Here is a 21,265-nt window from a genome sequence, read left to right as displayed (position 1 = left end):
GTCACGGGCCGGGTTGATGGCGTAGCCGGTCGGTCCGCCGAGCGAGAGGCCGATGCCGACCACGACCAGCGAGGTGATCAGCACGCCGATGACGCCCAGGCCGTGGCCGTCCCCGTTCAGACCCTGGGTGAGGATGGCCAGCACCAGCACGGTCGTGGCGATGATCTCGGTGGCCAGGTTCTGCACCGTGTTGCGGATCTCGGGGCCGGTGGAGAAGATGCCGAGCACCGGGCCGGCGTCGGTCTTCGCCTGGGCGGCGGCCTTGGCCGTGTCCTGGGCGCCGGGGCCGCCGACGATCTCGCGGTCGGTCAGATGGGCCTGGAAGTGGCCCAGGTAGGCGACCCACACCAAGGTGGCCCCGATGACGGCGCCGGTCATCTGACCGAGCACATAGATCGGCACATCGCTCCACTCGGTGCCGCCCTCGATCGCGAGGCCCAGCGTCACGGCGGGATTGAGATGTGCCCCGGACAGGGGGGCCGAGATATACGCGCCGGTCAGGACGGCGAAGCCCCACCCGAAGGTGATGGCCAGCCATCCCGCGCCGAACGCCTTGGAGCGCTTCAAGACAACGCCGGCGACGACGCCACCGCCGAGCAGGATGAGTACGGCGGTACCGATGGTCTCGCCAATGAAGATGTCGGAGCTGGACACCCGCGACTCCTTTGTCCTTCGTCCAGATGGACACCGGGAAGCGCTGTACCACGGGAATCAACCGATGGTCCGCGCCCCCTCGGTGAGGGCTGGTCGGCCCGCGGCGAGTCACACCTTAGCGAATATTGTCGTCAGATGTTCGACAATGCCGACCGACGAACGGCAGTTTTCTGCACGGTGAAGGCTGAGGTCAAGGGTCGTGTGACTGAAAACTCGTACCGGGATGAGCAGGGGTGAACCGACCGATACCGGCCGGTAACTCTCAGAAGCGACTGGCGCCCAAATCGCGGGAAACAGCCCGTGCGCAGTCCCGCACGGCGGCGATCAGATCGGAGCGCAGCTCGCCCTCCTTGCACACCCGCTCCACCGCTCCGGCGACAGCCACCGCGCCCACCGGCATCCGGCGCCGGTTGTGGATCGGGGCGGCGATCGACGCCACGCCCTCCCAGGTCTCCTCCACGTCCGAGCCCCAGCCGCGCGCCCGGGTCAGGTCCAGGACGGACTCGAAGCCGCCCATGGAGGTCACCGTGCGGGGTGTGAACGCCTCGCGCTCGGCCTCCGCCGCCTCGCTGTGCGCCACCGGGTCGTACGCGGACAGCACCTTGCCCAGGGCCGTGGAGTGCAGCGGCTGCATCGCGCCGACCTCCAGCACCTGGCGGCTGTCGTCGGGGCGGAAGACATGGTGGACGATGAGCACGCCCTGCTGGTGCAGCACGCCCAGATACACACTCTCCCCGCTGGAGCGCGCCAGGTCGTCGGTCCACACCAGGGCGCGGGCGCGCAGCTCGTGCACGTCCAGATAGCTGTTGCCCAGGCGCAGCAGCTCGGCGCCCAGCTGATAGCGGCCCGACGCCTCGTCCTGCTCGACGAAGCCCTCCTGCTGGAGCGTGCGCAAAATGCCGTGCGCGGTGCCCTTGGCCAGCCCCAGCGACGAGGCGATGTCGGACAGCCCCAGACGGCGCTCGCCCCCGGCGAGCAGACGCAGCATCGCGGCAGCTCGCTCGAGCGACTGGATGGTCCGTGCCATCGCGCACCCCTCCTGACACTACGGTTCGACAATGCTGAACACTATCGGTCCATGTCGACCCCGTGGTACAGCGGGGAAAGGGTAAACGATCAAAGATCCCCCGCGGGCACCGCCCATCCCGCCCCATACGAGCTGTCCCGTCACGTGGAACACCACTCGCCGAGAGCGCCCCGGCGGCTACTCTGGCTTGGTGCGCCCTCCGCCGAGGAGGGCGCAAAGCCGACAGCCGTCGCACCCAGGGAGCTCACCCATGGCCTCGCATACGCCTACGTCCGCAGCCACCGACCCCGCCGACCGGGTCCGCGCACTCCGCGAGGCCCTTGCCACCCGCGTGGTGGTCGCCGACGGCGCGATGGGGACGATGCTCCAGGCCCAGGACCCCACCCTCGAGGACTTCCAGCAGCTCGAGGGGTGCAACGAAATCCTCAACGTCACCCGCCCCGATATCGTCCGCTCGGTCCACGCGGAGTACTTCGAGGCCGGCGTGGACTGTGTGGAAACCAACACCTTCGGCGCCAACCACGCCGCGCTGGGCGAGTACGAGATCTCCGACCGGGTCTACGAGCTGTCCGAGGCCGGCGCCCGGGTCGCCCGCGAGGTCGCCGACGGATTCGCGGCCGACGGCCGCCCCCGCTGGGTGCTCGGCTCCATCGGCCCCGGCACCAAGCTGCCGACGCTGGGCCACGCCCCGTACACCGTGCTGCGCGACGCCTACCAGGCGAACGCCGAGGGCCTGATCGCCGGCGGCGCCGACGCCCTGCTGGTGGAGACCACCCAGGACCTGCTGCAGACCAAGGCCGCGGTCCTCGGCGCCCGCCGCGCCCTGGACGCCTCGGGCTCCGACGCCCCGGTGATCTGCTCGGTCACGGTGGAGACCACCGGCACCATGCTGCTCGGCTCGGAGATCGGCGCCGCGCTCACCGCGCTGGAGCCGCTGGGCATCGACATGATCGGCCTGAACTGCGCGACCGGCCCGGCCGAGATGAGCGAGCACCTGCGCTATCTGGCCCGCCACTCCCGTATCCCGCTGTCCTGTATGCCGAACGCCGGCCTGCCGGTGCTGGGCAAGGACGGGGCGCACTACCCCCTCACCCCGGGCGAGCTGGCCGACGCCCAGGAGACGTTTGTGCGCGAGTACGGGATGTCGCTGGTCGGCGGCTGCTGCGGCACCACGCCCGAGCATCTGCGCCAGGTCGTGGAGCGGGTCCGCGAGCTGACCCCCACCGAGCGCACCCCGCGCCCCGAGCCCGGCGCCGCCTCCCTCTACCAGACCGTTCCGTTCCGCCAGGACACCTCGTATCTGGCGATCGGCGAGCGGACCAACGCCAACGGCTCGAAGAAGTTCCGCGAGGCCATGCTGGAGGGCCGCTGGGACGACTGCGTGGAGATGGCCCGCGAGCAGATCCGCGAGGGCGCCCACCTGCTCGACCTGTGCGTGGACTACGTCGGCCGGGACGGCGTCGCCGACATGGAGGAGCTGGCCGGCCGCTTCGCCACCGCCTCCACCCTCCCCCTCGTGCTGGACTCCACCGAGGTCGACGTCATCCGCGCCGGCCTGGAGAAGCTGGGCGGCCGCGCGGTCATCAACTCAGTCAACTACGAGGACGGTGACGGCCCCGACTCGCGCTTCGCCAAGGTCACCCGGCTGGCCCAGGAGCACGGCGCCGCGCTGATCGCGCTGACCATCGACGAGGAGGGCCAGGCCCGCACCCCGCAGAAGAAGGTCGAGATCGCCGAGCGGCTGATCGCCGATCTGACCGGCAACTGGGGCATCCATGAGGCGGACATCCTCATCGACACCCTGACCTTCACCATCTGCACCGGGCAGGAGGAATCCCGCAAGGACGGCGTCGCCACCATCGAGGCGATCCGCGAGCTCAAGCGCCGCCACCCGGATGTGCAGACCACGCTGGGCCTGTCGAACATCTCCTTCGGCCTCAACCCGGCCGCCCGCATCCTGCTGAACTCCGTCTTCCTCGACGAATGCGTCAAGGCGGGCCTCGACTCGGCGATCGTGCACGCCTCCAAGATCCTGCCGATCGCCCGCTTCGACGAGGAGCAGGTCACCACCGCCCTCGACCTGATCCACGACCGCCGCAGCGAGGGTTATGACCCACTGCAGAAGCTGATGGCGCTGTTCGAGGGCGCCACCGCCAAGTCCCTCAAGGCCGGCAAGGCCGAGGAGCTGGCCGCCCTGCCGCTGGAGGAGCGCCTCAAGCGCCGCATCATCGACGGCGAGCGCAATGGCCTGGAGGCCGACCTGGACGAGGCCCTGCAGGAGCGGCCCGCCCTGGACATCGTCAACGAGACCCTGCTGGACGGCATGAAGGTCGTCGGCGACCTCTTCGGCTCCGGGCAGATGCAGCTGCCGTTCGTCCTCCAGTCCGCCGAGGTGATGAAGACCGCGGTGGCCCATCTGGAGCCGTATATGGAGAAGTCCGAGGACAGCGACGGGGCGGGCAAGGGCACCATCGTGCTCGCCACGGTCCGCGGCGACGTCCACGACATCGGCAAGAACCTCGTCGACATCATCCTGTCCAACAACGGCTACAACGTGGTCAACCTGGGCATCAAGCAGCCGGTCTCGGCCATTTTGGACGCCGCGCAGGAGCACCGCGCCGATGTGATCGGAATGTCCGGGCTGCTGGTGAAGTCCACGGTGATCATGAAGGAGAACCTGGAGGAGCTGAACCAGCGCAAGCTGGCCGCCGAATACCCCGTCATCCTCGGCGGGGCGGCGCTGACCCGGGCGTATGTCGAACAGGACCTGCACGAGATCTACGAGGGCGAGGTCCGCTACGCCCGCGACGCCTTCGAGGGCCTGCGGCTGATGGACGCGCTGGTCGCCGTCAAGCGCGGCGTACCGGGCGCGACCCTGCCCGAGCTCAAGCAGCGCCGGGTCCCCAAGCGTGCGGCGGCCGTCGCGGTGGTGGAGCCCGATCAGGGGCCGGTCCGCTCCGACGTGGCCACCGACAACCCGGTGCCCACCCCGCCCTTCTGGGGCAGCCGCGTGGTCAAGGGCATCCAGCAGGCGGACTACGCGTCCTGGCTGGACGAGGGCGCGCTGTTCAAGGGCCAGTGGGGCCTCAAGCAGGCCCGTACCGGCGAGGGGCCGAGCTACGAGGAACTGGTGGAGACCGAAGGCCGGCCGCGGCTGCGGGGCTGGCTCGACAAGCTGCACACCGAGAACCTGCTGGAGGCGGCCGTCGTCTACGGCTACTACCGGTGTGTGTCCAAGGGCGACGACCTGGTCCTGCTGAACTCGGACAGCAGCGAGCTGACCCGCTTCACCTTCCCGCGCCAGCGGCGCGGTCGGCGGCTGTGCCTGGCGGACTTCTTCCGCCCGGAGGAGTCCGGCGAGACCGATGTGGTCGGCCTCCAGGTCGTCACCGTCGGCTCGAAGATCGGCGAGGCCACCGCCGAGCTGTTCGCCGCCGACTCCTACCGCGACTACCTCGAGCTCCACGGGCTGTCCGTGCAGCTGGCGGAGGCGCTTGCCGAGTACTGGCACGCCCGCGTCCGCGCCGAGCTGGGCTTCGCGTCCGAGGACCCCGCGGACGTCACCGACATGTTCGACCTCAAGTACCGCGGCGCGCGCTTCTCCCTGGGCTACGGGGCCTGCCCCGACCTGGAGGACCGCGCGAAGATCGCCGACCTGCTGCGCCCGGAGCGGATCGGGGTCAAGCTCTCGGAGGAGTTCCAGCTGCACCCCGAGCAGTCCACCGACGCGATCGTCATCCACCACCCGGAAGCCAAGTACTTCAACGCACGGTGACGCCTGCGTCGCGCTCCGCAGCAACCGGCGGGAATCCGCCGGGCGCCGCGCGGCGGGCCGTCGTAGACTGGTCGATCCGGTAGAGGCCGGTCGTCTTCCGCATCGCGAAAACCGCGAAACCAGCGAAAACCGCGAGAGTCGCGAGAATCGCGGAAGACGGCCGGCTTCCGTGCCCCTCTCCCGGAGGTGATCGGATGACCAGCAGCATCCCCGCCGTCGAGCCTCGTACGGCCGAAGGCTCCGCCCTGCAAGCCGTCCTGCTCGACATGGACGGCACCCTGGTCGACACCGAGGGCATCTGGTGGGACACGGAGGTCTCCATCTTCGCCGAGCTCGGCCACGCGCTCGCCGAGGAGTACCGCGAGGTGGTCGTCGGCGGCCCCATGACCCGCAGCGCCTCCTTCCTGATCAAGGCCACCGGCGCGGACATCGCGCTCGCCGAGCTGACCGGGCTGCTGAACAGCCGCTTCACCGAGCTGATCGACGGCACCGTGCCGCTGCTCCCCGGCGCCCGCAGGCTGCTCACCGAACTGGCCGCGCACGGCGTGCCCACCGCGCTGGTCTCGGCCTCCCACCGGCGGGTGATGGAGTCGGTGCTGCGCTCGATCGGCCCGGAGCACTTCGCGCTCACGGTCGCGGGCGACGACATCGGCCGGACCAAGCCGCACCCGGACCCGTATCTCTTCGCCGCCGCGGGGCTGGGCGCGGACCCGGCTCGCTGTGTGGTGGTGGAGGACACGGTGACCGGGGTGACGGCGGCCGAGGCGGCGGGATGCCAGGTGGTGGCCGTGCCGTCGCTGGTGATGATCGAACCCGCCGTGGGGCGTACGGTCGTCGGCTCGCTGGAAGAAGTCGACGTCCCGTTTTTGCGCACTCTGATCACTGGAATGCACTGATCGCGCACCGAGCGTATTTCGACTAAGGACAGACCGGGAAATGGACTGTCCTAATTCCGCTTGTCTCGCTGCATGGCGGAAGAAGTGATGTTTCTCACCGCGCCCGCCGTCGACAGGGTGGTAGGGCTCTGCCCCGAGTCCCGTCTAGTCCGATTTGTACGGCACTATGTGTCCGGATTGATGGCATGTCATGGGAAACGTGACGGCGTCCGGATATCGGTGAACCGTTACATGTTATCGGGGCGTGATAACGCCTCAACTTCGTTGTGTTCCAGTAAGGCTGGCGCCGCGGACTAATCTCTTCGCGAGTAGTTGATCGATCGCAGGGAGACTCCCGAGAATGAACCGCAAGTCGCTGGTGCTGCCGGTCCTGGCGGGCCTGATGACCTCCACGCTCGCCGCGTGCGGCGGTACTGACGGCGCAGGCTCGGACGACGGGGCGATCGTCGTGGGGAGCACCGACCGTATCGAGGCATCGAAAGCGGCGACCGCGCCGCTGGACCCGGCCCAGGCATATGACTTCGCCTCCTGGAGCGTGCTGCACAGCACCTTCCAGACGCTGATGAGACTGCCCCGCTCCGGAACCGACCCCATCCCCGACGCCGCCGAACAGTGCGGCTTCCGGGACCGGCAGAGCGAGCAGTACCGGTGCAAGCTGCGCAAGGGGCTGAAGTTCTCCAACGGCCACGATCTGACCTCCGCCGATGTGAAGTTCTCGCTGGAGCGGGTGCTGCGGATCAAGGACCAGAGCGGGGTGTGGTCCCTGCTGGCCAACGTGGACAAGGTGGAGACCCCCAACGACCGCGAGGTCGTCATCCATCTCGCCAGCCCGGACGCCACGTTCCCGTCCAAGCTGACCACGCCCGCCGCGGCGATCCTCGACAGCGAGGTCTACAAGAAGGACGCGGTACGGAAGGGCTTCGACATCGTGGGCTCCGGCCCCTACACGGCGAAGACCGAGGTGCAGAACAACCGGCTGACGAAGGTGGTCTTCACCAAGAACTCCGAGTACCAGGGCGATATCCAGCCGCGCAGCGACAAGCTCGAGATGCGCTTCTTCGATGACGCCAAGACCATGGAGAAGGCCCTGACCAAGGGCGATATCGACGTGGTCAACCGCGGCTTCTCGCCCGAGCAGATCGAGCGGATGGACACCACCGGTATCAAGGGCATCCAGCTCCAGGAGACCTCCGGCCAGGGCATCCGCTACCTCGTCTTCGACACCTCCGCCCCGGTGGTGAAGAACAAGGCCGTCCGCCAGGCCATCGCGCACATCGTGGACCGCCAGGCCCTGGTGCGCGATGTGTACAAGCGGACCGCCGAACCGCTCTACTCGATGGTCCCCAACAACATCTCCTCGCACACCAACTCGTTCCACAACGAGTACGGCGACCCGGACGTCAGCGCCGCACGCGATGTGCTCCAGCAGGCCGGCATCGACACCCCGGTGCAGCTGACGCTGACGTACACGACCGACCACTACGGTCCGGAGACGGCCCAGGAGTTCAAGAAACTCCAGGCCCAGCTCAACGCCAGCGGGCTGTTCTCGGTCAGGATCAAGGGCCTCAAGTGGACCGAGTTCCGCCCGGGCGCCGTCAAGCGGGAGTACGCCGTCTTCGGCATGGGCTGGCTGCCCGACTTCCCGGACGCGGACACTTACGTCGCGCCGTTCCTCACCAAGGACAACTGGCTCAACTCCCCATACCACAACAAGACCATCGAGGACGAGCTGATCCCCAGGACCCGGCAGGAGGCCCAGCGGGCCCTCGCGGTCAAGGACCTCCAGAAGATCCAGAACCTCGTCGCGGGCGATGTGCCGTATCTGCCGCTGTGGCAGGGCAAGCAGTACGTGGCCGCCCGCGACGGCGTCGTGGGGACCGAGTACCTGCTCGACGCCTCGAGCATGCTCCAGCTGTGGGAGCTCGGCCGCACCAGCGACGGCTGAGTCCGGCTCGGGACCTGGGCAGGACGAGACAGCGCCGAGGGCCGTATCCCGCACCGCCAGGAGGCGGCGGGGGATACGGCCCTCGGCCTTACGTTCGTCGGTGTGCGCAGCCGCGCCCTGAAGCGAAGCGGAGGGCTTGCGCGCTACTGCGCGCCGGGGCGCACCAGACCGCTCTCATACGCGTAGACGGCGGCCTGCACCCGGTCCCGCAGCCCCAGCTTCGTCAGCACATGCCCCACATGGGTCTTCACCGTCGTCTCGCTGACGAACAGATCCGCCGCGATCTCCGCGTTGGACAGCCCCTTGGCGACCAGCTTCAGGACCTCCACCTCGCGCTCGGTGAGGGTGTGCAGGGTGTCCGGCACCGGCTCCTCGCCGGACGGCAGATGCCCGGCGTACTTGTCGAGCAGCCGCCGGGTGATGCTCGGCGCCAGCATCGCCTCACCCGCCGCCACCACCCGGATCGCCTGCACCAGCTCATGAGCGGGCGCATCCTTGAGCAGAAAGCCGCTGGCCCCCGCGCGCAGCGCCTCCACCACGTACTCGTCCAGGTCGAAGGTGGTGAGGACCAGCACCTTGGCCGGACCGTCCCGGCCCGGGCCGGTGATCTGCCGGGTCGCCTCCACGCCGTCCATCCGCGGCATGCGGATGTCCATCAGCACCACATCCGGCTGCAGCGCCCGCACCTGGTCCAGGGCCTGCAGACCGTCCCCCGCCTCACCGACGACCGCGAGATCCTGCTCCGCCTCGAGAATCATCCGGAAGCCGGTGCGCAGCAGCGGCTGGTCGTCGACCAGTAGGACGCGGATAGCCACAGGTTCTCCTTCGCTGGACCGCTAGACCTGCCCCATTCTGCCGGACTGCGCGGGCACGATGGCCGCCGGATAAGGCGGGGGAGTCCCACCGAATTCCGGGCAATGCGCCTGGTGGTCGCACCAGCCGCACAGCTTGGTCCGGCGCGGCAGGAAGACGCCGGTCTCCATCGCCTGCGAGATCGCCTCCCACAGGGCCCGCACCTTGCGCTCCACGGCCAGCAGATCCGACTCGTCCGGGTCGTACGTCAGCACATCACCGCTGCCCAGATAGACCAGCTGCAGCCGGCGCGGCACCGCCCCCCGCAGCCGCCACAGCACCAGGGCGTAGAACTTCATCTGGAACAGCGCCCCCGCCGCGTACTGCGGGGCGGGGGCCTTGCCGGTCTTGTAGTCGACGATCCGCACCTCGCCGCTCGGCGCGACGTCCACCCGGTCGATATAGCCGCGCAGCGTCAGCCCGCCCTCCAGCTTCGTCTCCACGTACAGCTCCCGCTCAGCGGGCTCCAGACGCGTCGGGTCCTCCAGCGAGAACCACTGCTCGACCAGCCGCTCGGCATCCGCCAGCCACTGCTCCAGCCGCTCCGGCTCCTCCGCGCCGTCCTCCGTACGGAACAGCTCCGTCAGCTCCGGCCGCGCCTTCAGCAGCCGCTCCCACTCGCCCGGGACCATCGAGCGGGCACGCGGGGCGGTGCGCTCCGCGGCCGGGGCATCGAACAGACGCTCGAGCACCGCGTGCACCACTGTGCCCCGGGTCGCGGCGGCGCTCGGCTTCTCCGGCAGTTTGTCGATCACTCGGAAGCGGTACAGCAACGGACACTGCATGAAGTCCGCCGCGCGTGACGGCGACAAGGACGGCTTCGACGGCGAGGCGGCCGGCGGCACAGCGGAGGACCGACCGGACTGCGGCGTCCGATCGGCCCGTTCGGCCTTCCCGGTGGAGGTTCCCATGGCGCAGACCCTACGGCCCGCCGCCGACAGCCGGACGCATACCATCGACGTCCGAGGTCCTCGCACTGCATGATCGTGGGGACCATACCGAAGAAGGGGTGCGAACCACGCATCCGACGAGGGGACACCGTGGACAACAGCGGGCAGCGGCAGTCCGACAGCGGGGGATCGGACCGGACGACCGAGCCCGAGGGCGAGAAGCCGCAGCGCCCCCGTGAGACGGGCGGCGGCTTCCTGATGGGCCGGCCGTTCGGTGTGCCCGTCTACGTCTCGCCCAGCTGGTTCCTGGTCGCCGCGCTCATCACCTGGGTCTTCGGCGGCCAACTGGAGCGGGTGCTGCCGGAACTGGGCGCCGCGCGCTACATCGTCTCGCTCTTCTTCGCGGTGGCCTTCTATGCCTCCGTGCTGGTCCACGAGCTCGCCCACACCGTCGCGGCGCTGCGCTTCAAGCTCCCGGTGCGCCGGATCCAGCTCCAGTTCTTCGGGGGCGTCTCGGAGATCGAGAAGGAGTCCGAGACGCCCGGCCGGGAGTTCGTCCTGGCCTTCGTCGGCCCGTTGCTCTCCCTGATCCTCTCCGGCCTGTTCTACCTGGGCATGCTGTTCGTGGAGCCGGACACGGTGGTCGGGGTGCTGCTGGCCGGGCTGATGATCTCCAACCTGATCGTGGCCGCCTTCAACCTGCTGCCCGGCCTCCCCCTGGACGGCGGCCGGATGCTGCGGGCCGTCGTCTGGAAGATCAGCGGCAAGCCCATGACGGGCACGGTCGCCGCGGCCTGGACCGGCCGGGCGCTCGCGGTCGCGGTGCTGGTGGGCCTGCCGCTGGCCACCCAGACCGGCGGGTTCGGGGACGAGGCCGAGGGCTTCGGCAGCGTCGACTCGCTGACCGACGCGCTGCTCGCCGCCATACTCGCCGCGATCATCTGGACCGGCGCCGGCAACAGCCTGCGCATGGCCCGGCTGCGCGAGCGCCTTCCGGACCTGCGGGCCCGTACGCTCACCCGGCGGGCCGTCCCGGTCGCGGCGGACACCCCTCTCTCGGAGGCGCTGCGCCGGGCGAACGAGGCCGGGGCGCGCGCCCTCGTCGTGGTCGACGGCCAGGGCGCGCCCACCGCCGTGGTGCGCGAGGCGGCCATCGTCGGGGTCCCCGAGCACCGCCGCCCCTGGGTCGCCGTCAGCGGCCTCGCCCAGGACCTCAAGGAGGGCATGCGGGTCTCCGCCGAGCTCACGGGCGAGGAGCTGCTGGACACCCTGCGTGCCACCCCGGCCACCGAGTACCTGGTGGTCGAGGACACCGGGGAGATCTACGGCGTCCTGTCGACGGCCGACGTCGAGCGCGCCTTCGTGGCGGCCATGGCGAGAACGCCTTCTTGAGCCTTACCGGACCGGCGGTCGGCGCGTCCCCGCAGGCCCGGTAGGCTGGCCGCATGTCCGAACCGACCGGTGCCGCCCGCCGTCGCGGGCCCTTCCAGGTCGGGGACCAGGTCCAGCTCACCGACCCCAAGGGACGCCACTACACCTTCACGCTCGAGGCCGGGAAGAACTTCCACACCCACAAGGGTTCCTTCCCCCACGATGAGCTGATCGGTGCCCCTGAGGGAACCGTCGTGCGTACCACGGGAAACGTCGCGTACCTCGCGCTGCGCCCCCTGCTCCCCGACTATGTCCTGTCCATGCCACGCGGTGCCGCCGTGGTCTACCCCAAGGACGCGGGGCAGATCCTGGCGATGGCCGACATCTTCCCCGGCGCGCGCGTCGTCGAGGCGGGAGTCGGCTCGGGGTCGCTCAGCACCTTCCTGCTGCGTGCCATCGGCGACCAGGGCATGCTGCACTCCTACGAGCGCCGGGCCGACTTCGCCGAGATCGCCCAGCAGAACGTGGAGCGCTACTTCGGCGCCCCGCACCCCGCCTGGCGGCTCACCGTCGGCGATCTGCAGGACAACCTCTCCGACACCGACGTCGACCGCGTCATCCTGGACATGCTGGCCCCCTGGGAGTGCCTGGGCCCCGTCTCCAAGGCGCTGGTCCCCGGCGGCATCCTGTGCGCGTACGTCGCCACCACCACGCAGCTGGCCCGCACCGTCGAGGCCATCCGCGAGCACGGCACCTTCAACGAGCCGGCGGCCTGGGAGACCATGGTCCGCACCTGGCACGTCGAAGGCCTCGCGGTGCGCCCCGACCACCGCATGATCGGCCACACCGGCTTCCTGCTCACCGCCCGCCGCCTCGCGGACGGCGTGGAACCCCCGCTGCGCCGCCGCAGGCCCGCCAAGGGCGCCTACGGCGAGGACTACGCGGGCTGGGGCAGCGGCGGCGGGGCGGCCGGGGGCGCGGAGAGCGCCACAAACGGCTCCGCCGACCGCGGCTGACCCAAGCCCGTACCAGCACACCCCGCACCAACACCTGGGCGCGGCCACCGACTTCCGCCGGGATTTACGCGGGGAGGCGGTGGCCGCGCGCTGTGAGATGTGGCACGATGCGGGGCACCCCCTGACGCCACCGCTCTCACAGGAGTCACGCCGCGTGCTGCCTCTGGGCCAGGACCTCCCGCACACCCACCCCCGGCCGGTGCACTGGCTCGCGACAGCGGCCGCCCTCGCCGCCGTCGTCGCCGGGGCCGCGGTGCTCCAGCCCTCCGACGCCAAGGCCACGACGGACACCTCCACGGCCTCCGCGCCGGGGTCGGGCGCCCCGGTGATCAAGGCCCCGGACCCCACCACCGCGGACTACCCCGTGGACTGCGGCCCGGCGAAACTGGACGTCACGGACCGCGCCTCGGGCGATCTGGACGGTGACGGGCGGCCGGAGACGGTGGCCGTGGTCCGCTGCCACTCCGAGACCGGCACCCCGCCCAGCGGCATGTATGTGCTGGCGCAGCCGGACGGCAAGAACAGCGAGGGCGGCAACGACAGCGGGACGGCCGGCAAGGACGGCAAGGGGAACGGCAGCGGCCAGGAGCGGCCGCGGATCGTCGCCACCTTCCTGGATCCCAAGGAAGGGATGAGCATCAAGGATTTCGCGCTGCGCGGAACCAAGGTTTCGGCCACTCTGCTCGGCTACTCCTCGGAGCAGGTGGCACGCTGCTGTCCGGACCTTCAGCGCGAAGTCAATTGGCAGTGGAAGGACGGCAAGTACGTCCTCAAGGCCCTGCCGGTTCCGGGCAGTGTCTGATCCGTCACTCGGCGTCGGGCCCGTACACCTCGACCCGGTCCGACACCCGCCGTACATGGATGCACTCACCGGGACACTCCTTGACGGAGTCCACGACCTCGGTGAGCAGCGGCAGCGGGACGCGCGTCGTCGCGCCCTGGTCCTGCAGCAATTCGTCGTCGGCGCTCTTGACGTAAGCTAGACCGTCGATGTCGAGTTCGAAGATCTCGGGTGCGTACTGGGCACAGATCCCGTCGCCCGTGCACAGATCCTGGTCGATCCAGACCTCAAGGTCACCGAGCTCCTCGTTCTGCACAGTCACGATCTGCCGTCCCCTGATACATGATTCAACATTGACTAAATAGCGCCAGCCTTGGCGGGTGTTGACCATCTCGACGATACAACCGGTCGCTTTCCGATGTTGTTGGGTGGGTATTCACCTGGCGTGAGGGAGTGCGCAAGGGTGAAGATCGGACACACGCCGACCGGGTTTGTGATCTAGGGGTTTCAACCCGCACCGGCCCAGGTAGGGTCAGGAAGCGTCCAGCTCCCCTTGGAGGAGGTGAGGACCGTGGCAGCCCACGACGACGACATCAACCGCGGCATCCGGCCGGGGCGGGGGTCTGACGACCCAGCCGGCCAGGTTGCCTATCTCGAGCAGGAAATCGCCGTCCTGCGACGCAAGCTCGCCGACTCTCCGCGGCACACGAGGATTCTCGAAGAGCGGATCGTCGAGCTGCAGACAAACCTGGCGGGCGTGTCCGCGCAGAACGAGCGGCTCGCCAACACGCTCCGTGAGGCCCGCGACCAGATCGTGGCCCTCAAGGAGGAGGTCGACCGGCTCGCGCAGCCGCCGGCCGGCTTCGGGGTGTTTCTGCAGGCGAACGAGGACGGCACGGCCGATATCTTCACCGGAGGCCGGAAACTCCGGGTGAACGTCAGCCCGAGCGTCGATCTCGAGGACCTCAGGCGCGGCCAGGAGGTCATGCTCAACGAGGCGCTCAATGTGGTCGAGGCCATGGAGTTCGAGCGCGCCGGGGACATCGTCACCCTCAAGGAGATCCTTGAGGACGGCGAGCGCGCCCTGGTGATCGGGCACACCGACGAGGAGCGCGTGGTGCGGCTCGCCGAGCCGCTGCTGGACATCACCATCCGCCCCGGCGACGCCCTGCTGCTCGAGCCCCGCTCCGGCTACGTCTACGAGGTCGTGCCCAAGAGCGAGGTCGAAGAGCTCGTCCTCGAAGAGGTCCCGGACATCGACTACACCAAGATCGGCGGCCTGGGCAACCAGATCGAGCTGATCAGGGACGCGGTCGAGCTCCCGTACCTCCACCCCGACCTGTTCAAGGAGCACGAACTGCGGCCGCCCAAGGGTGTGCTGCTGTACGGCCCGCCCGGCTGCGGCAAGACGCTGATCGCCAAGGCCGTGGCCAACTCCCTTGCCAAGAAGGTCGCCGAGGTGACCGGGAAGCCCGCGGGGAAGAGCTTCTTCCTCAACATCAAGGGCCCCGAGCTGCTGAACAAGTACGTCGGCGAGACGGAGCGGCACATCCGGCTGGTCTTCCAGCGGGCGCGGGAGAAGGCCAGCGAGGGCACACCGGTCATCGTCTTCTTCGACGAGATGGACTCCCTCTTCCGGACCCGAGGCTCCGGTGTCAGCTCGGACGTGGAGAACACCATCGTCCCCCAGCTGCTCTCGGAGATCGACGGTGTCGAGGGCCTGGAAAATGTGATCGTGATCGGCGCCTCCAACCGCGAGGACATGATCGACCCGGCGATCCTGCGCCCCGGCCGTCTCGATGTGAAGATCAAGATCGAGCGTCCGGACGCCGAGGCCGCGAAGGACATCTTCTCGAAGTACCTGACGCAGACCCTGCCGATCCACACGGACGACCTCGCCGAGCACGGCGGGTCCCCCAAGGCCGCGGTCGGCGGCATGATCCAGTCGGTCGTCGAGCAGATGTACACCGAGTCCGAGGAGAACCGCTTCCTGGAGGTCACCTACGCCAACGGCGACAAGGAAGTCCTCTACTTCAAGGACTTCAACTCCGGCGCCATGATCCAGAACATCGTGGACCGGGCCAAGAAGATGGCCATCAAGGACTTCCTGGACCACAACCAGAAGGGCCTCAGGGTCTCCCACCTGCTCGCCGCCTGCGTGGACGAGTTCAAGGAGAACGAGGACCTGCCGAACACCACCAACCCCGACGACTGGGCCCGGATCTCCGGCAAGAAGGGCGAGCGGATCGTCTACATCCGCACCCTGGTCACCGGAAAGCAGGGCGCGGACACGGGACGCTCCATCGACACGGTGGCGAACACCGGTCAGTACCTGTAACACCGCGGTCCGGCTGCGGATGTCCTGGACGGGGCATCCGCAGCCGGATGCGCTTTTCGGACCGTGATTTCGGATGTGTATGTCGGACCTGTCAGCACAGCGAGCGGGCACCTACGAGCCGGACCGGAGCAATGACTGAAATGATCGCCTCAGGGCCGTGCAGCGGTTCTAGGCTCTTCGGTACCGCGGCAGCGCGGTGCGGGGGATCGGGGGCCGCGCACGGACCGGAAGCACAGCGGTACTTGAGCGCCGAACCCGCCCGGGGGCGGCGCCGGGCAAGGAGGGCCGCATGACCGTACGGCGAGTAATGGGGATCGAGACGGAGTACGGGATCTCCGTCCCGGGCCACCCGAACGCCAATGCCATGCTCACCTCATCCCAGGTCGTCAACGCATACGCGGCGGCGATGCACCGGGCGCGCCGCGCCCGCTGGGACTTCGAGGAGGAGAACCCGCTGCGGGACGCCCGCGGCTTCGACCTCGCCCGCGAGTCCGCGGACGCCAGCCAGCTCACGGACGAGGACATCGGCCTGGCCAATGTGATCCTCACCAATGGGGCGCGGCTCTACGTCGACCACGCACACCCCGAGTACTCCGCCCCCGAGGTGACCAACCCCAGGGACGCGGTGCTCTGGGACAAGGCGGGCGAGCGCATCATGGCCGAGGCCGCCCTGCGCGCCGGCCAGATGCCCGGAGCCCAGCCGATCCACCTCTACAAGAACAACACCGACAACAAGGGCGCCTCCTACGGCACGCATGAGAACTACCTGATGAAGCGGGAGACCGCCTTCTCGGACATCGTGCGCCACCTGACCCCCTTCTTCGTCTCCCGGCAGGTCGTCACCGGCGCCGGCCGGGTGGGCCTGGGCCAGGACGGCCATGAAAACGGGTTCCAGATCAGTCAGCGGGCCGACTACTTCGAGGTCGAGGTGGGCCTGGAGACCACCCTCAAGCGCCCCATCATCAACACCCGCGACGAGCCGCACGCCGACGCCGAGAAGTACCGCCGGCTGCATGTGATCATCGGCGACGCCAACCTCTCCGAGATCTCGACCTACCTCAAGCTCGGCACCACCTCCCTGGTGCTGTCGATGATCGAGGACGGCTTCATCGCCGTGGACCTCGCCGTGGACCAGCCCGTGCGCACCCTGCACCAGGTCTCCCACGACCCGACACTGCGCCGCCTGGTCACGCTGCGCAGCGGCCGCACACTCACCGCGGTGCAGCTCCAGATGGAGTACTTCGAGCTGGCCGGTAAGTACGTCGAGGACCGCTTCGGCGCCGACGCCGATGAACAGACCCGGGATGTGCTCACCCGATGGGAGGACGTCCTGAACCGCCTGGAGCGGGACCCGATGAGCCTGTCCGGCGAGCTGGACTGGGTCGCCAAGCGCGAGCTCATGGAGGGCTACCGGCGCCGTGACGGCCTCGAGTGGGACGCCGCCCGGCTCCATCTGGTGGACCTCCAGTACGCCGATGTGCGCCCCGAGAAGGGCCTGTACAACCGTCTGGCGGCCCGCGGCAAGATGAAGCGGCTGCTGGACGAGGACGAAGTGTCCCGGGCCCGGAGCAAGCCGCCGGAGGACACCAGGGCCTACTTCCGCGGCCGCTGCCTGGAGCAGTACGCCGACGACGTGGCCGCCGCCTCCTGGGACTCGGTGATCTTCGATCTGCCGGGCCGGGACTCCCTCCAGCGGGTCCCGACGCTGGAACCACTGCGCGGCACCAGAAACCACGTCAAGGCGCTCCTGGACCGCTGCCGCACCGCCGAGGAACTGGTCCGGGTGCTCTCGGGGGGCTGAAATGGGCCGCGGCCGGGAATCATCGAGGTGGCCTCGGTGCGTTGTAACAACTGCGAGGCCGATGTCGGACCCGGCTTGTAGGGTCTGATCTTGACCGATCGAATCAAGCTGGGGCGAACTGAGCGGGGTGAGGGATATGGCGACAAAGGACACCGGCGGCGGACAGCAGAAGGCGTCGCGCACGACCGAGGAGGTCGAGGAGCAGGCGCAGGACGCGCAGGCGGCGGAGGATCTCAAGGAGCGGCACGAGAAGCTGTCGGATGACGTGGACGACGTTCTGGACGAGATCGACGACGTACTCGAGGCTAACGCAGAGGATTTCGTGCGCTCCTTCGTGCAAAAGGGTGGGCAATAAAGGCCGTTAGCCGCTTTTGCCTTCGGGTCGAAGGCGTCGGGGAGGGTGGGAGTGGCTGGCAAGCCGAACTCGAAGCAGTGCACGGGATGCGAGAGGGACCTGCTGGTCACCGCGTTTGCGCGAGACCGGAACCGGCGTCACGGCCTTCAGGTGCGGTGCCGGGAGTGCGTGGCGGAGTACAGCGCCGCGCACTACCGACGCCGCCGGGAGGCTATGGGAAAGCCTGTGCGCGAGAAGGTGGACGTCCCGGCTGGGCACAAGCTTTGCCGGATATGTGGTGAGATCAAGCCTCACAGTGAGTGGCATCGCAACGCCACTGCGTCTGACTGCCTGTCGACACGGTGCAAGGCATGCCGGGCGGTGCAGGGGCGGCAAGGCCATCTGAAGCGTGAGTACGGCATGACCGAAGCGGAACGTGACGAGCTGATCGCCTCCCAAGGAGGCGTCTGCTGCATATGTTTGTCGGCTCCGCCCGCACATGTGGATCACTGCCATGAGAAGGGTAGGGTCCGTGGCGTACTGTGCTTCAGCTGCAACGCGGCACTGGGGCAGTTCAAGGATCGGCCCGACGTGATAAGGCGGGCTGCGACATACCTGGAAGGAATCGCGTGGAAGCCAACACTCGTAGCACCGGGCGTCTACCAGCTGCCTTCCTGACGCCTGGCTCCTCATCCTTCATGGACTTCCTCGGCGCCCACTCGCCCGAGCTGCTCCCGGGGAAGCGCCCGCTCCCCCCGGTGCAGGGCGCATTCGAGGCCCCCCACGGCACGACGATCGTCGGGGCGACCTTCCCCGGCGGCGTGGTGCTCGCCGGTGACCGCCGCGCGACGATGGGCAACCTCATCTCCCAGCGCGACGTCGAGAAGGTCTTCCCTGCCGACGAGTACTCGGCCGTCGGCATCGCGGGCACGCTCGGCTTCGCCGTGGAGATGGTCAAGCTCTTCCAGCTGGAGCTGGAGCACTTCGAGAAGGTGGAAGGCACCACCCTCTCCCTGGAGGGCAAGGCCAACCGGCTGTCGACCATGATCCGCGGCAATCTGGGCATGGCCATGCAGGGTCTGGCCGTCGTCCCGATCTTCGCGGGCTGGGACGTCGACCGTGAGAAGGGCCGCATTTTCTCTTACGACGTGACCGGCGGACGCTCCGAGGAGCACGGCTTCGCCGCCACCGGCTCCGGCTCGCTCTTCGCCCGCGGCGCGCTCAAGAAGCTGTACCGCGAGGATCTGACCGAATCCGACACCGCCATCGCCGTCGTCCAGGCGCTGTACGACGCCGCCGACGAGGACTCCGCGACCGGCGGCCCCGACCTTGGCCGGCGCATCTACCCCATCGTCACGGTGATCACTGAGGACGGCTTCAAGAGGCTGGCCGAGGCGGAGGTCTCCGAGATCGCCCGCACCATCCACGAGCGGCGGCTCGAGGAGCCGGACGGCCCGCGGGCCTCGCTGCTCTGAGGGGACGGTTGACCCGGAATGCATTCGCCACTGACAGGAAGGGACGGATAGCCGGTGACGACGCCGTTCTATGTATCGCCCCAGCAGGCCATGGCCGACCGCGCCGAATACGCCCGCAAGGGCATCGCGCGCGGCCGCAGCGTGGTCGTGCTGCAGTATGCCGACGGCATCCTCTTCGTCGCGGAGAACCCGTCCCGCGCGCTGCACAAGGTCAGCGAGATCTACGACCGGATCGCCTTCGCGGCGGTCGGCAAGTACAACGAGTTCGAGAATCTGCGCATCGGCGGTGTCCGCTACGCCGACCTGCGCGGCTACACGTACGACCGCGACGATGTGACCGCCCGCGGCCTCGCCAATGTCTACGCCCAGACGCTCGGCACCATCTTCTCCAGCGCCGCGGAGAAGCCCTATGAGGTCGAGCTGATCGTCGCCGAGGTCGGGGACGGTCCCGAGGACGACCAGATCTACCGGCTGCCGCACGACGGCTCCATCGTCGACGAGCACGGCTCGGTCGCGGTGGGTGGCAACGCCGACCAGATCAGCAGCTATCTCGACCAGCGCCACGTGGACGGCATGACCCTTGCCGAGGCGCTGAAACTGGCCGTCGAATCCCTCGCCCGAGACAGCAACGGCGGCGAGCGCAGCCTCACCGCCGAGCAGCTCGAGGTCGCGGTGGTGGACCGGACGCGACCGCAGCAGCGGAAGTTCAAGCGGATGCTGGGCAGCCAGCTGACCCGCCTCCTGGAGCAGGAGAGCGCTTCGGCCGAGGCCGATTCTGAGGCCGATTCCGATTCCGAGACGTCGGCCGAGGAGTCCTCCGAGACGGAGGAGTAACCCTCCCCGCCACCTCACCCACCATGGCGCGCCCCGGCCCCAGCCGAGGCGCGCCGAGGTGTCTGTGGCCCAGCCGTCCGGCCGGTGAGCCGCGAAAGGCAGGATCGTCGCGCACCTGGGCGCCAGGAGCCAAGAGCGGCGCGCAGCGCCCCTCGGCCGCGTCAGGCAGCCATCGCTCACCGCGCCGTCGGCGTCACCGGGGCCACTCGGCCAGCCCTGCTCGGCGTCGGCCATGCTGACGCAATCCTTGGCGGGTGCGGGCGGTGTTAGTGCGGTGGTGGCGCTGTGGAGCCGCGGGGGACCAGTTCAACCGGGAGTGATGTGTCGCGTGCCGGCTCGTCGGCCAGGACTGCCATCAGGGCCCGCATACCGGCCGCACCGACCTCCTCAGCCGGCAGCCGTACCGTCGTCAGCTCCGGGTCGACCGCCGTGGCCAGCGCGAGGTCGTCGAAGCCGGTGACCGAGACGTCGTCCGGCACCCGCAACCCCAGTCGCCGGGCGGCCTTGCAGGCGCCGGCCGCCAGGATGTCGTCGTCGCATACGAGCGCCGTGGGGCGCGGGCCGGGGTGGGTGAGCGCCCGTTCGGCCGCACGGCGGCCCTCGTCGACCGTCAGGGGGGCTGCCTCGGTGTGCAGAGAGGCACCCGGGACCGCGCCCACCGCCGCCGCCAGGGCCCGTGCGCGGACCCGGAAGGTCCAGGTGTCCACGGCCGCCGCGACATGGGCGATACGGCGGTGTCCCAGGCCCAGGAGGTGCCCGGCGGCCTGTCGCATGCCGTCGGCGATGTCGAGGTTGACCGTGGCCGCCGCGGCGGTCTCGTCGGGGGAGCTGTCGAGCATCACCAGCGGGAGTCCCCCGCCGCGCACCGCGGCCAGCGCGTCCGCTGCCATCGAGGAGGCGATCACGCCGTCGAGCGAGGCGCGCGCCGAGTCGAAGGGGTCGCGCGCCGGGCCTACGCCCTCCGGGGACGGGTAGAGCACCACCCCGAAGCCGCCCTCGGCGGCCACGCGCGCGGCGCCGGTGTACACCCGGGCGAAGAACTCCGTGGTGAGCGCCGGGACGACGAGCAGCGCGGTCCTGGTCCGACCGAGGCGGAGGCTGCGCGCCGCGAGGTTCGGGCGGTATCCGAGGTCGCGCGCGGCGGCGCGCACCGCCGCCGCGGTGCGTTCCGACACGCGTCCGGCCCATTTGTCGCCCAGGACCAGCGAAACGGTCGCCTGCGACACGCCCGCGACCCGCGCCACATCCCGACTGGTCGCCCGAGCCCCGCCCGCAC

Annotated in this window: 18 protein-coding genes; 12 read left to right on the top strand and 6 right to left on the bottom strand. The window is 69.2% G+C overall.

The window, feature by feature from the left end:
* Both CCN51_RS30870 and CCN51_RS30865 read right to left on the bottom strand, forming a co-directional pair.
* The coding region (locus CCN51_RS30870) for an MIP/aquaporin family protein (RefSeq protein WP_086860303.1) at positions 1–654 on the bottom strand (654 nt) is incomplete at its 3' end.
* 262 nt (positions 655–916) lie between these two features.
* Positions 917–1,681, bottom strand: coding sequence for an IclR family transcriptional regulator (locus CCN51_RS30865; RefSeq protein WP_014181034.1), 765 nt, complete (start codon positions 1,679–1,681; stop codon positions 917–919).
* 250 nt (positions 1,682–1,931) lie between these two features.
* Between CCN51_RS30865 and metH the strand changes: the two genes are divergently transcribed.
* The 3 genes from metH (at position 1,932) to CCN51_RS30850 (ending at position 8,297) form a co-directional block, all read left to right on the top strand.
* Entirely contained in the window at positions 1,932–5,456 is a 3,525-nt protein-coding gene (gene metH / locus CCN51_RS30860) for a methionine synthase (protein WP_014181035.1), read from the top strand.
* Between the two features lie 194 nt (positions 5,457–5,650).
* Complete coding sequence (locus tag CCN51_RS30855; protein ID WP_014181036.1) at positions 5,651–6,352, top strand: HAD family hydrolase; 702 nt, start codon at positions 5,651–5,653, stop codon at positions 6,350–6,352.
* Between the two features lie 340 nt (positions 6,353–6,692).
* Positions 6,693–8,297 (top strand): ABC transporter substrate-binding protein, encoded by a 1,605-nt coding sequence (locus CCN51_RS30850; protein ID WP_014181037.1) that lies wholly within the window; start codon positions 6,693–6,695, stop codon positions 8,295–8,297.
* Positions 8,298–8,440: 143 nt separating this feature from the next.
* On the opposite strand, the gene CCN51_RS30845 is transcribed toward CCN51_RS30850, so the two are convergent.
* Both CCN51_RS30845 and CCN51_RS30840 read right to left on the bottom strand, forming a co-directional pair.
* Positions 8,441–9,112, bottom strand: coding sequence for a response regulator (locus CCN51_RS30845; RefSeq protein ID WP_014181038.1), 672 nt, complete (start codon positions 9,110–9,112; stop codon positions 8,441–8,443).
* Positions 9,113–9,133: 21 nt separating this feature from the next.
* Positions 9,134–10,060 (bottom strand): RecB family exonuclease, encoded by a 927-nt coding sequence (locus CCN51_RS30840; RefSeq protein ID WP_063647573.1) that lies wholly within the window; start codon positions 10,058–10,060, stop codon positions 9,134–9,136.
* Between the two features lie 129 nt (positions 10,061–10,189).
* On the opposite strand from CCN51_RS30840, the gene CCN51_RS30835 reads away from it, so the two are divergent.
* From CCN51_RS30835 to CCN51_RS30825, 3 genes are all read left to right on the top strand, one after another.
* Positions 10,190–11,431 carry a site-2 protease family protein gene (locus tag CCN51_RS30835; protein WP_014181041.1) on the top strand — a complete coding sequence of 414 codons (1,242 nt, stop codon included), beginning with the start codon at positions 10,190–10,192 and terminating at the stop codon, positions 11,429–11,431.
* Between the two features lie 53 nt (positions 11,432–11,484).
* Positions 11,485–12,426 (top strand): tRNA (adenine-N1)-methyltransferase, encoded by a 942-nt coding sequence (locus CCN51_RS30830; protein WP_014181042.1) that lies wholly within the window; start codon positions 11,485–11,487, stop codon positions 12,424–12,426.
* A 154-nt stretch (positions 12,427–12,580) separates the two neighbouring features.
* On the top strand, positions 12,581–13,228 hold the full coding sequence (locus tag CCN51_RS30825; protein WP_014181043.1) for a hypothetical protein: 648 nt from the start codon (positions 12,581–12,583) through the stop codon (positions 13,226–13,228).
* Between the two features lie 4 nt (positions 13,229–13,232).
* Here CCN51_RS30825 and CCN51_RS30820 read toward each other — a convergent pair whose 3' ends face one another.
* Positions 13,233–13,523 (bottom strand): ferredoxin, encoded by a 291-nt coding sequence (locus CCN51_RS30820; protein ID WP_086013777.1) that lies wholly within the window; start codon positions 13,521–13,523, stop codon positions 13,233–13,235.
* A gap of 255 nt (positions 13,524–13,778) precedes the next feature.
* Between CCN51_RS30820 and arc the strand changes: the two genes are divergently transcribed.
* The 6 genes from arc to prcA all read left to right on the top strand — a co-directional run bounded on the left by arc (position 13,779) and on the right by prcA (position 19,989).
* Complete coding sequence (arc, locus tag CCN51_RS30810) at positions 13,779–15,545, top strand: proteasome ATPase (protein ID WP_014181045.1); 1,767 nt, start codon at positions 13,779–13,781, stop codon at positions 15,543–15,545.
* Between the two features lie 289 nt (positions 15,546–15,834).
* The gene (gene dop, locus CCN51_RS30805) at positions 15,835–17,346 is read left to right on the top strand and encodes a depupylase/deamidase Dop (RefSeq protein ID WP_014181046.1); all 1,512 of its coding nucleotides are present in this window, start codon (positions 15,835–15,837) and stop codon (positions 17,344–17,346) included.
* Between the two features lie 136 nt (positions 17,347–17,482).
* On the top strand, positions 17,483–17,701 hold the full coding sequence (locus tag CCN51_RS30800; RefSeq protein ID WP_014181047.1) for a ubiquitin-like protein Pup: 219 nt from the start codon (positions 17,483–17,485) through the stop codon (positions 17,699–17,701).
* Between the two features lie 51 nt (positions 17,702–17,752).
* Complete coding sequence (locus CCN51_RS30795) at positions 17,753–18,358, top strand: endonuclease VII domain-containing protein (protein WP_014181048.1); 606 nt, start codon at positions 17,753–17,755, stop codon at positions 18,356–18,358.
* The gene (gene prcB, locus CCN51_RS30790) at positions 18,310–19,155 is read left to right on the top strand and encodes a proteasome subunit beta (protein WP_043487968.1); all 846 of its coding nucleotides are present in this window, start codon (positions 18,310–18,312) and stop codon (positions 19,153–19,155) included. Before CCN51_RS30795 ends, prcB begins: the two co-directional genes overlap by 49 nt.
* 54 nt (positions 19,156–19,209) lie before the next feature.
* Entirely contained in the window at positions 19,210–19,989 is a 780-nt protein-coding gene (gene prcA, locus CCN51_RS30785; protein ID WP_014181050.1) for a proteasome subunit alpha, read from the top strand.
* A gap of 266 nt (positions 19,990–20,255) precedes the next feature.
* On the opposite strand, the gene CCN51_RS30780 is transcribed toward prcA, so the two are convergent.
* On the bottom strand, positions 20,256–21,265 hold a 1,010-nt coding region (locus CCN51_RS30780; RefSeq protein ID WP_245881709.1), incomplete at its 5' end, for a LacI family DNA-binding transcriptional regulator.

The organism is Streptomyces milbemycinicus, from assembly GCF_002154605.1.
Taxonomy (GTDB): Bacteria; Actinomycetota; Actinomycetes; order Streptomycetales; family Streptomycetaceae; genus Streptomyces; species Streptomyces milbemycinicus.
This window is presented reverse-complemented; position numbering and strand designations above follow the sequence as displayed.

Bases quoted from the DNA above. Each gene is read 5' to 3' on its own strand.
- CCN51_RS30830 (WP_014181042.1), top strand. From the start codon at position 11,485: ATGTCCGAACCGACCGGTGCCGCCCGCCGTCGCGGGCCCTTCCAGGTC.
- CCN51_RS30800 (WP_014181047.1), top strand. From the start codon at position 17,483: ATGGCGACAAAGGACACCGGCGGCGGACAGCAGAAGGCGTCGCGCACG.
- dop (WP_014181046.1), top strand. From the start codon at position 15,835: ATGACCGTACGGCGAGTAATGGGGATCGAGACGGAGTACGGGATCTCC.
- metH (WP_014181035.1), top strand. From the start codon at position 1,932: ATGGCCTCGCATACGCCTACGTCCGCAGCCACCGACCCCGCCGACCGG.
- CCN51_RS30855 (WP_014181036.1), top strand. From the start codon at position 5,651: ATGACCAGCAGCATCCCCGCCGTCGAGCCTCGTACGGCCGAAGGCTCC.
- CCN51_RS30865 (WP_014181034.1), bottom strand. From the start codon at position 1,681: ATGGCACGGACCATCCAGTCGCTCGAGCGAGCTGCCGCGATGCTGCGT.
- CCN51_RS30850 (WP_014181037.1), top strand. From the start codon at position 6,693: ATGAACCGCAAGTCGCTGGTGCTGCCGGTCCTGGCGGGCCTGATGACC.
- CCN51_RS30840 (WP_063647573.1), bottom strand. From the start codon at position 10,060: ATGGGAACCTCCACCGGGAAGGCCGAACGGGCCGATCGGACGCCGCAG.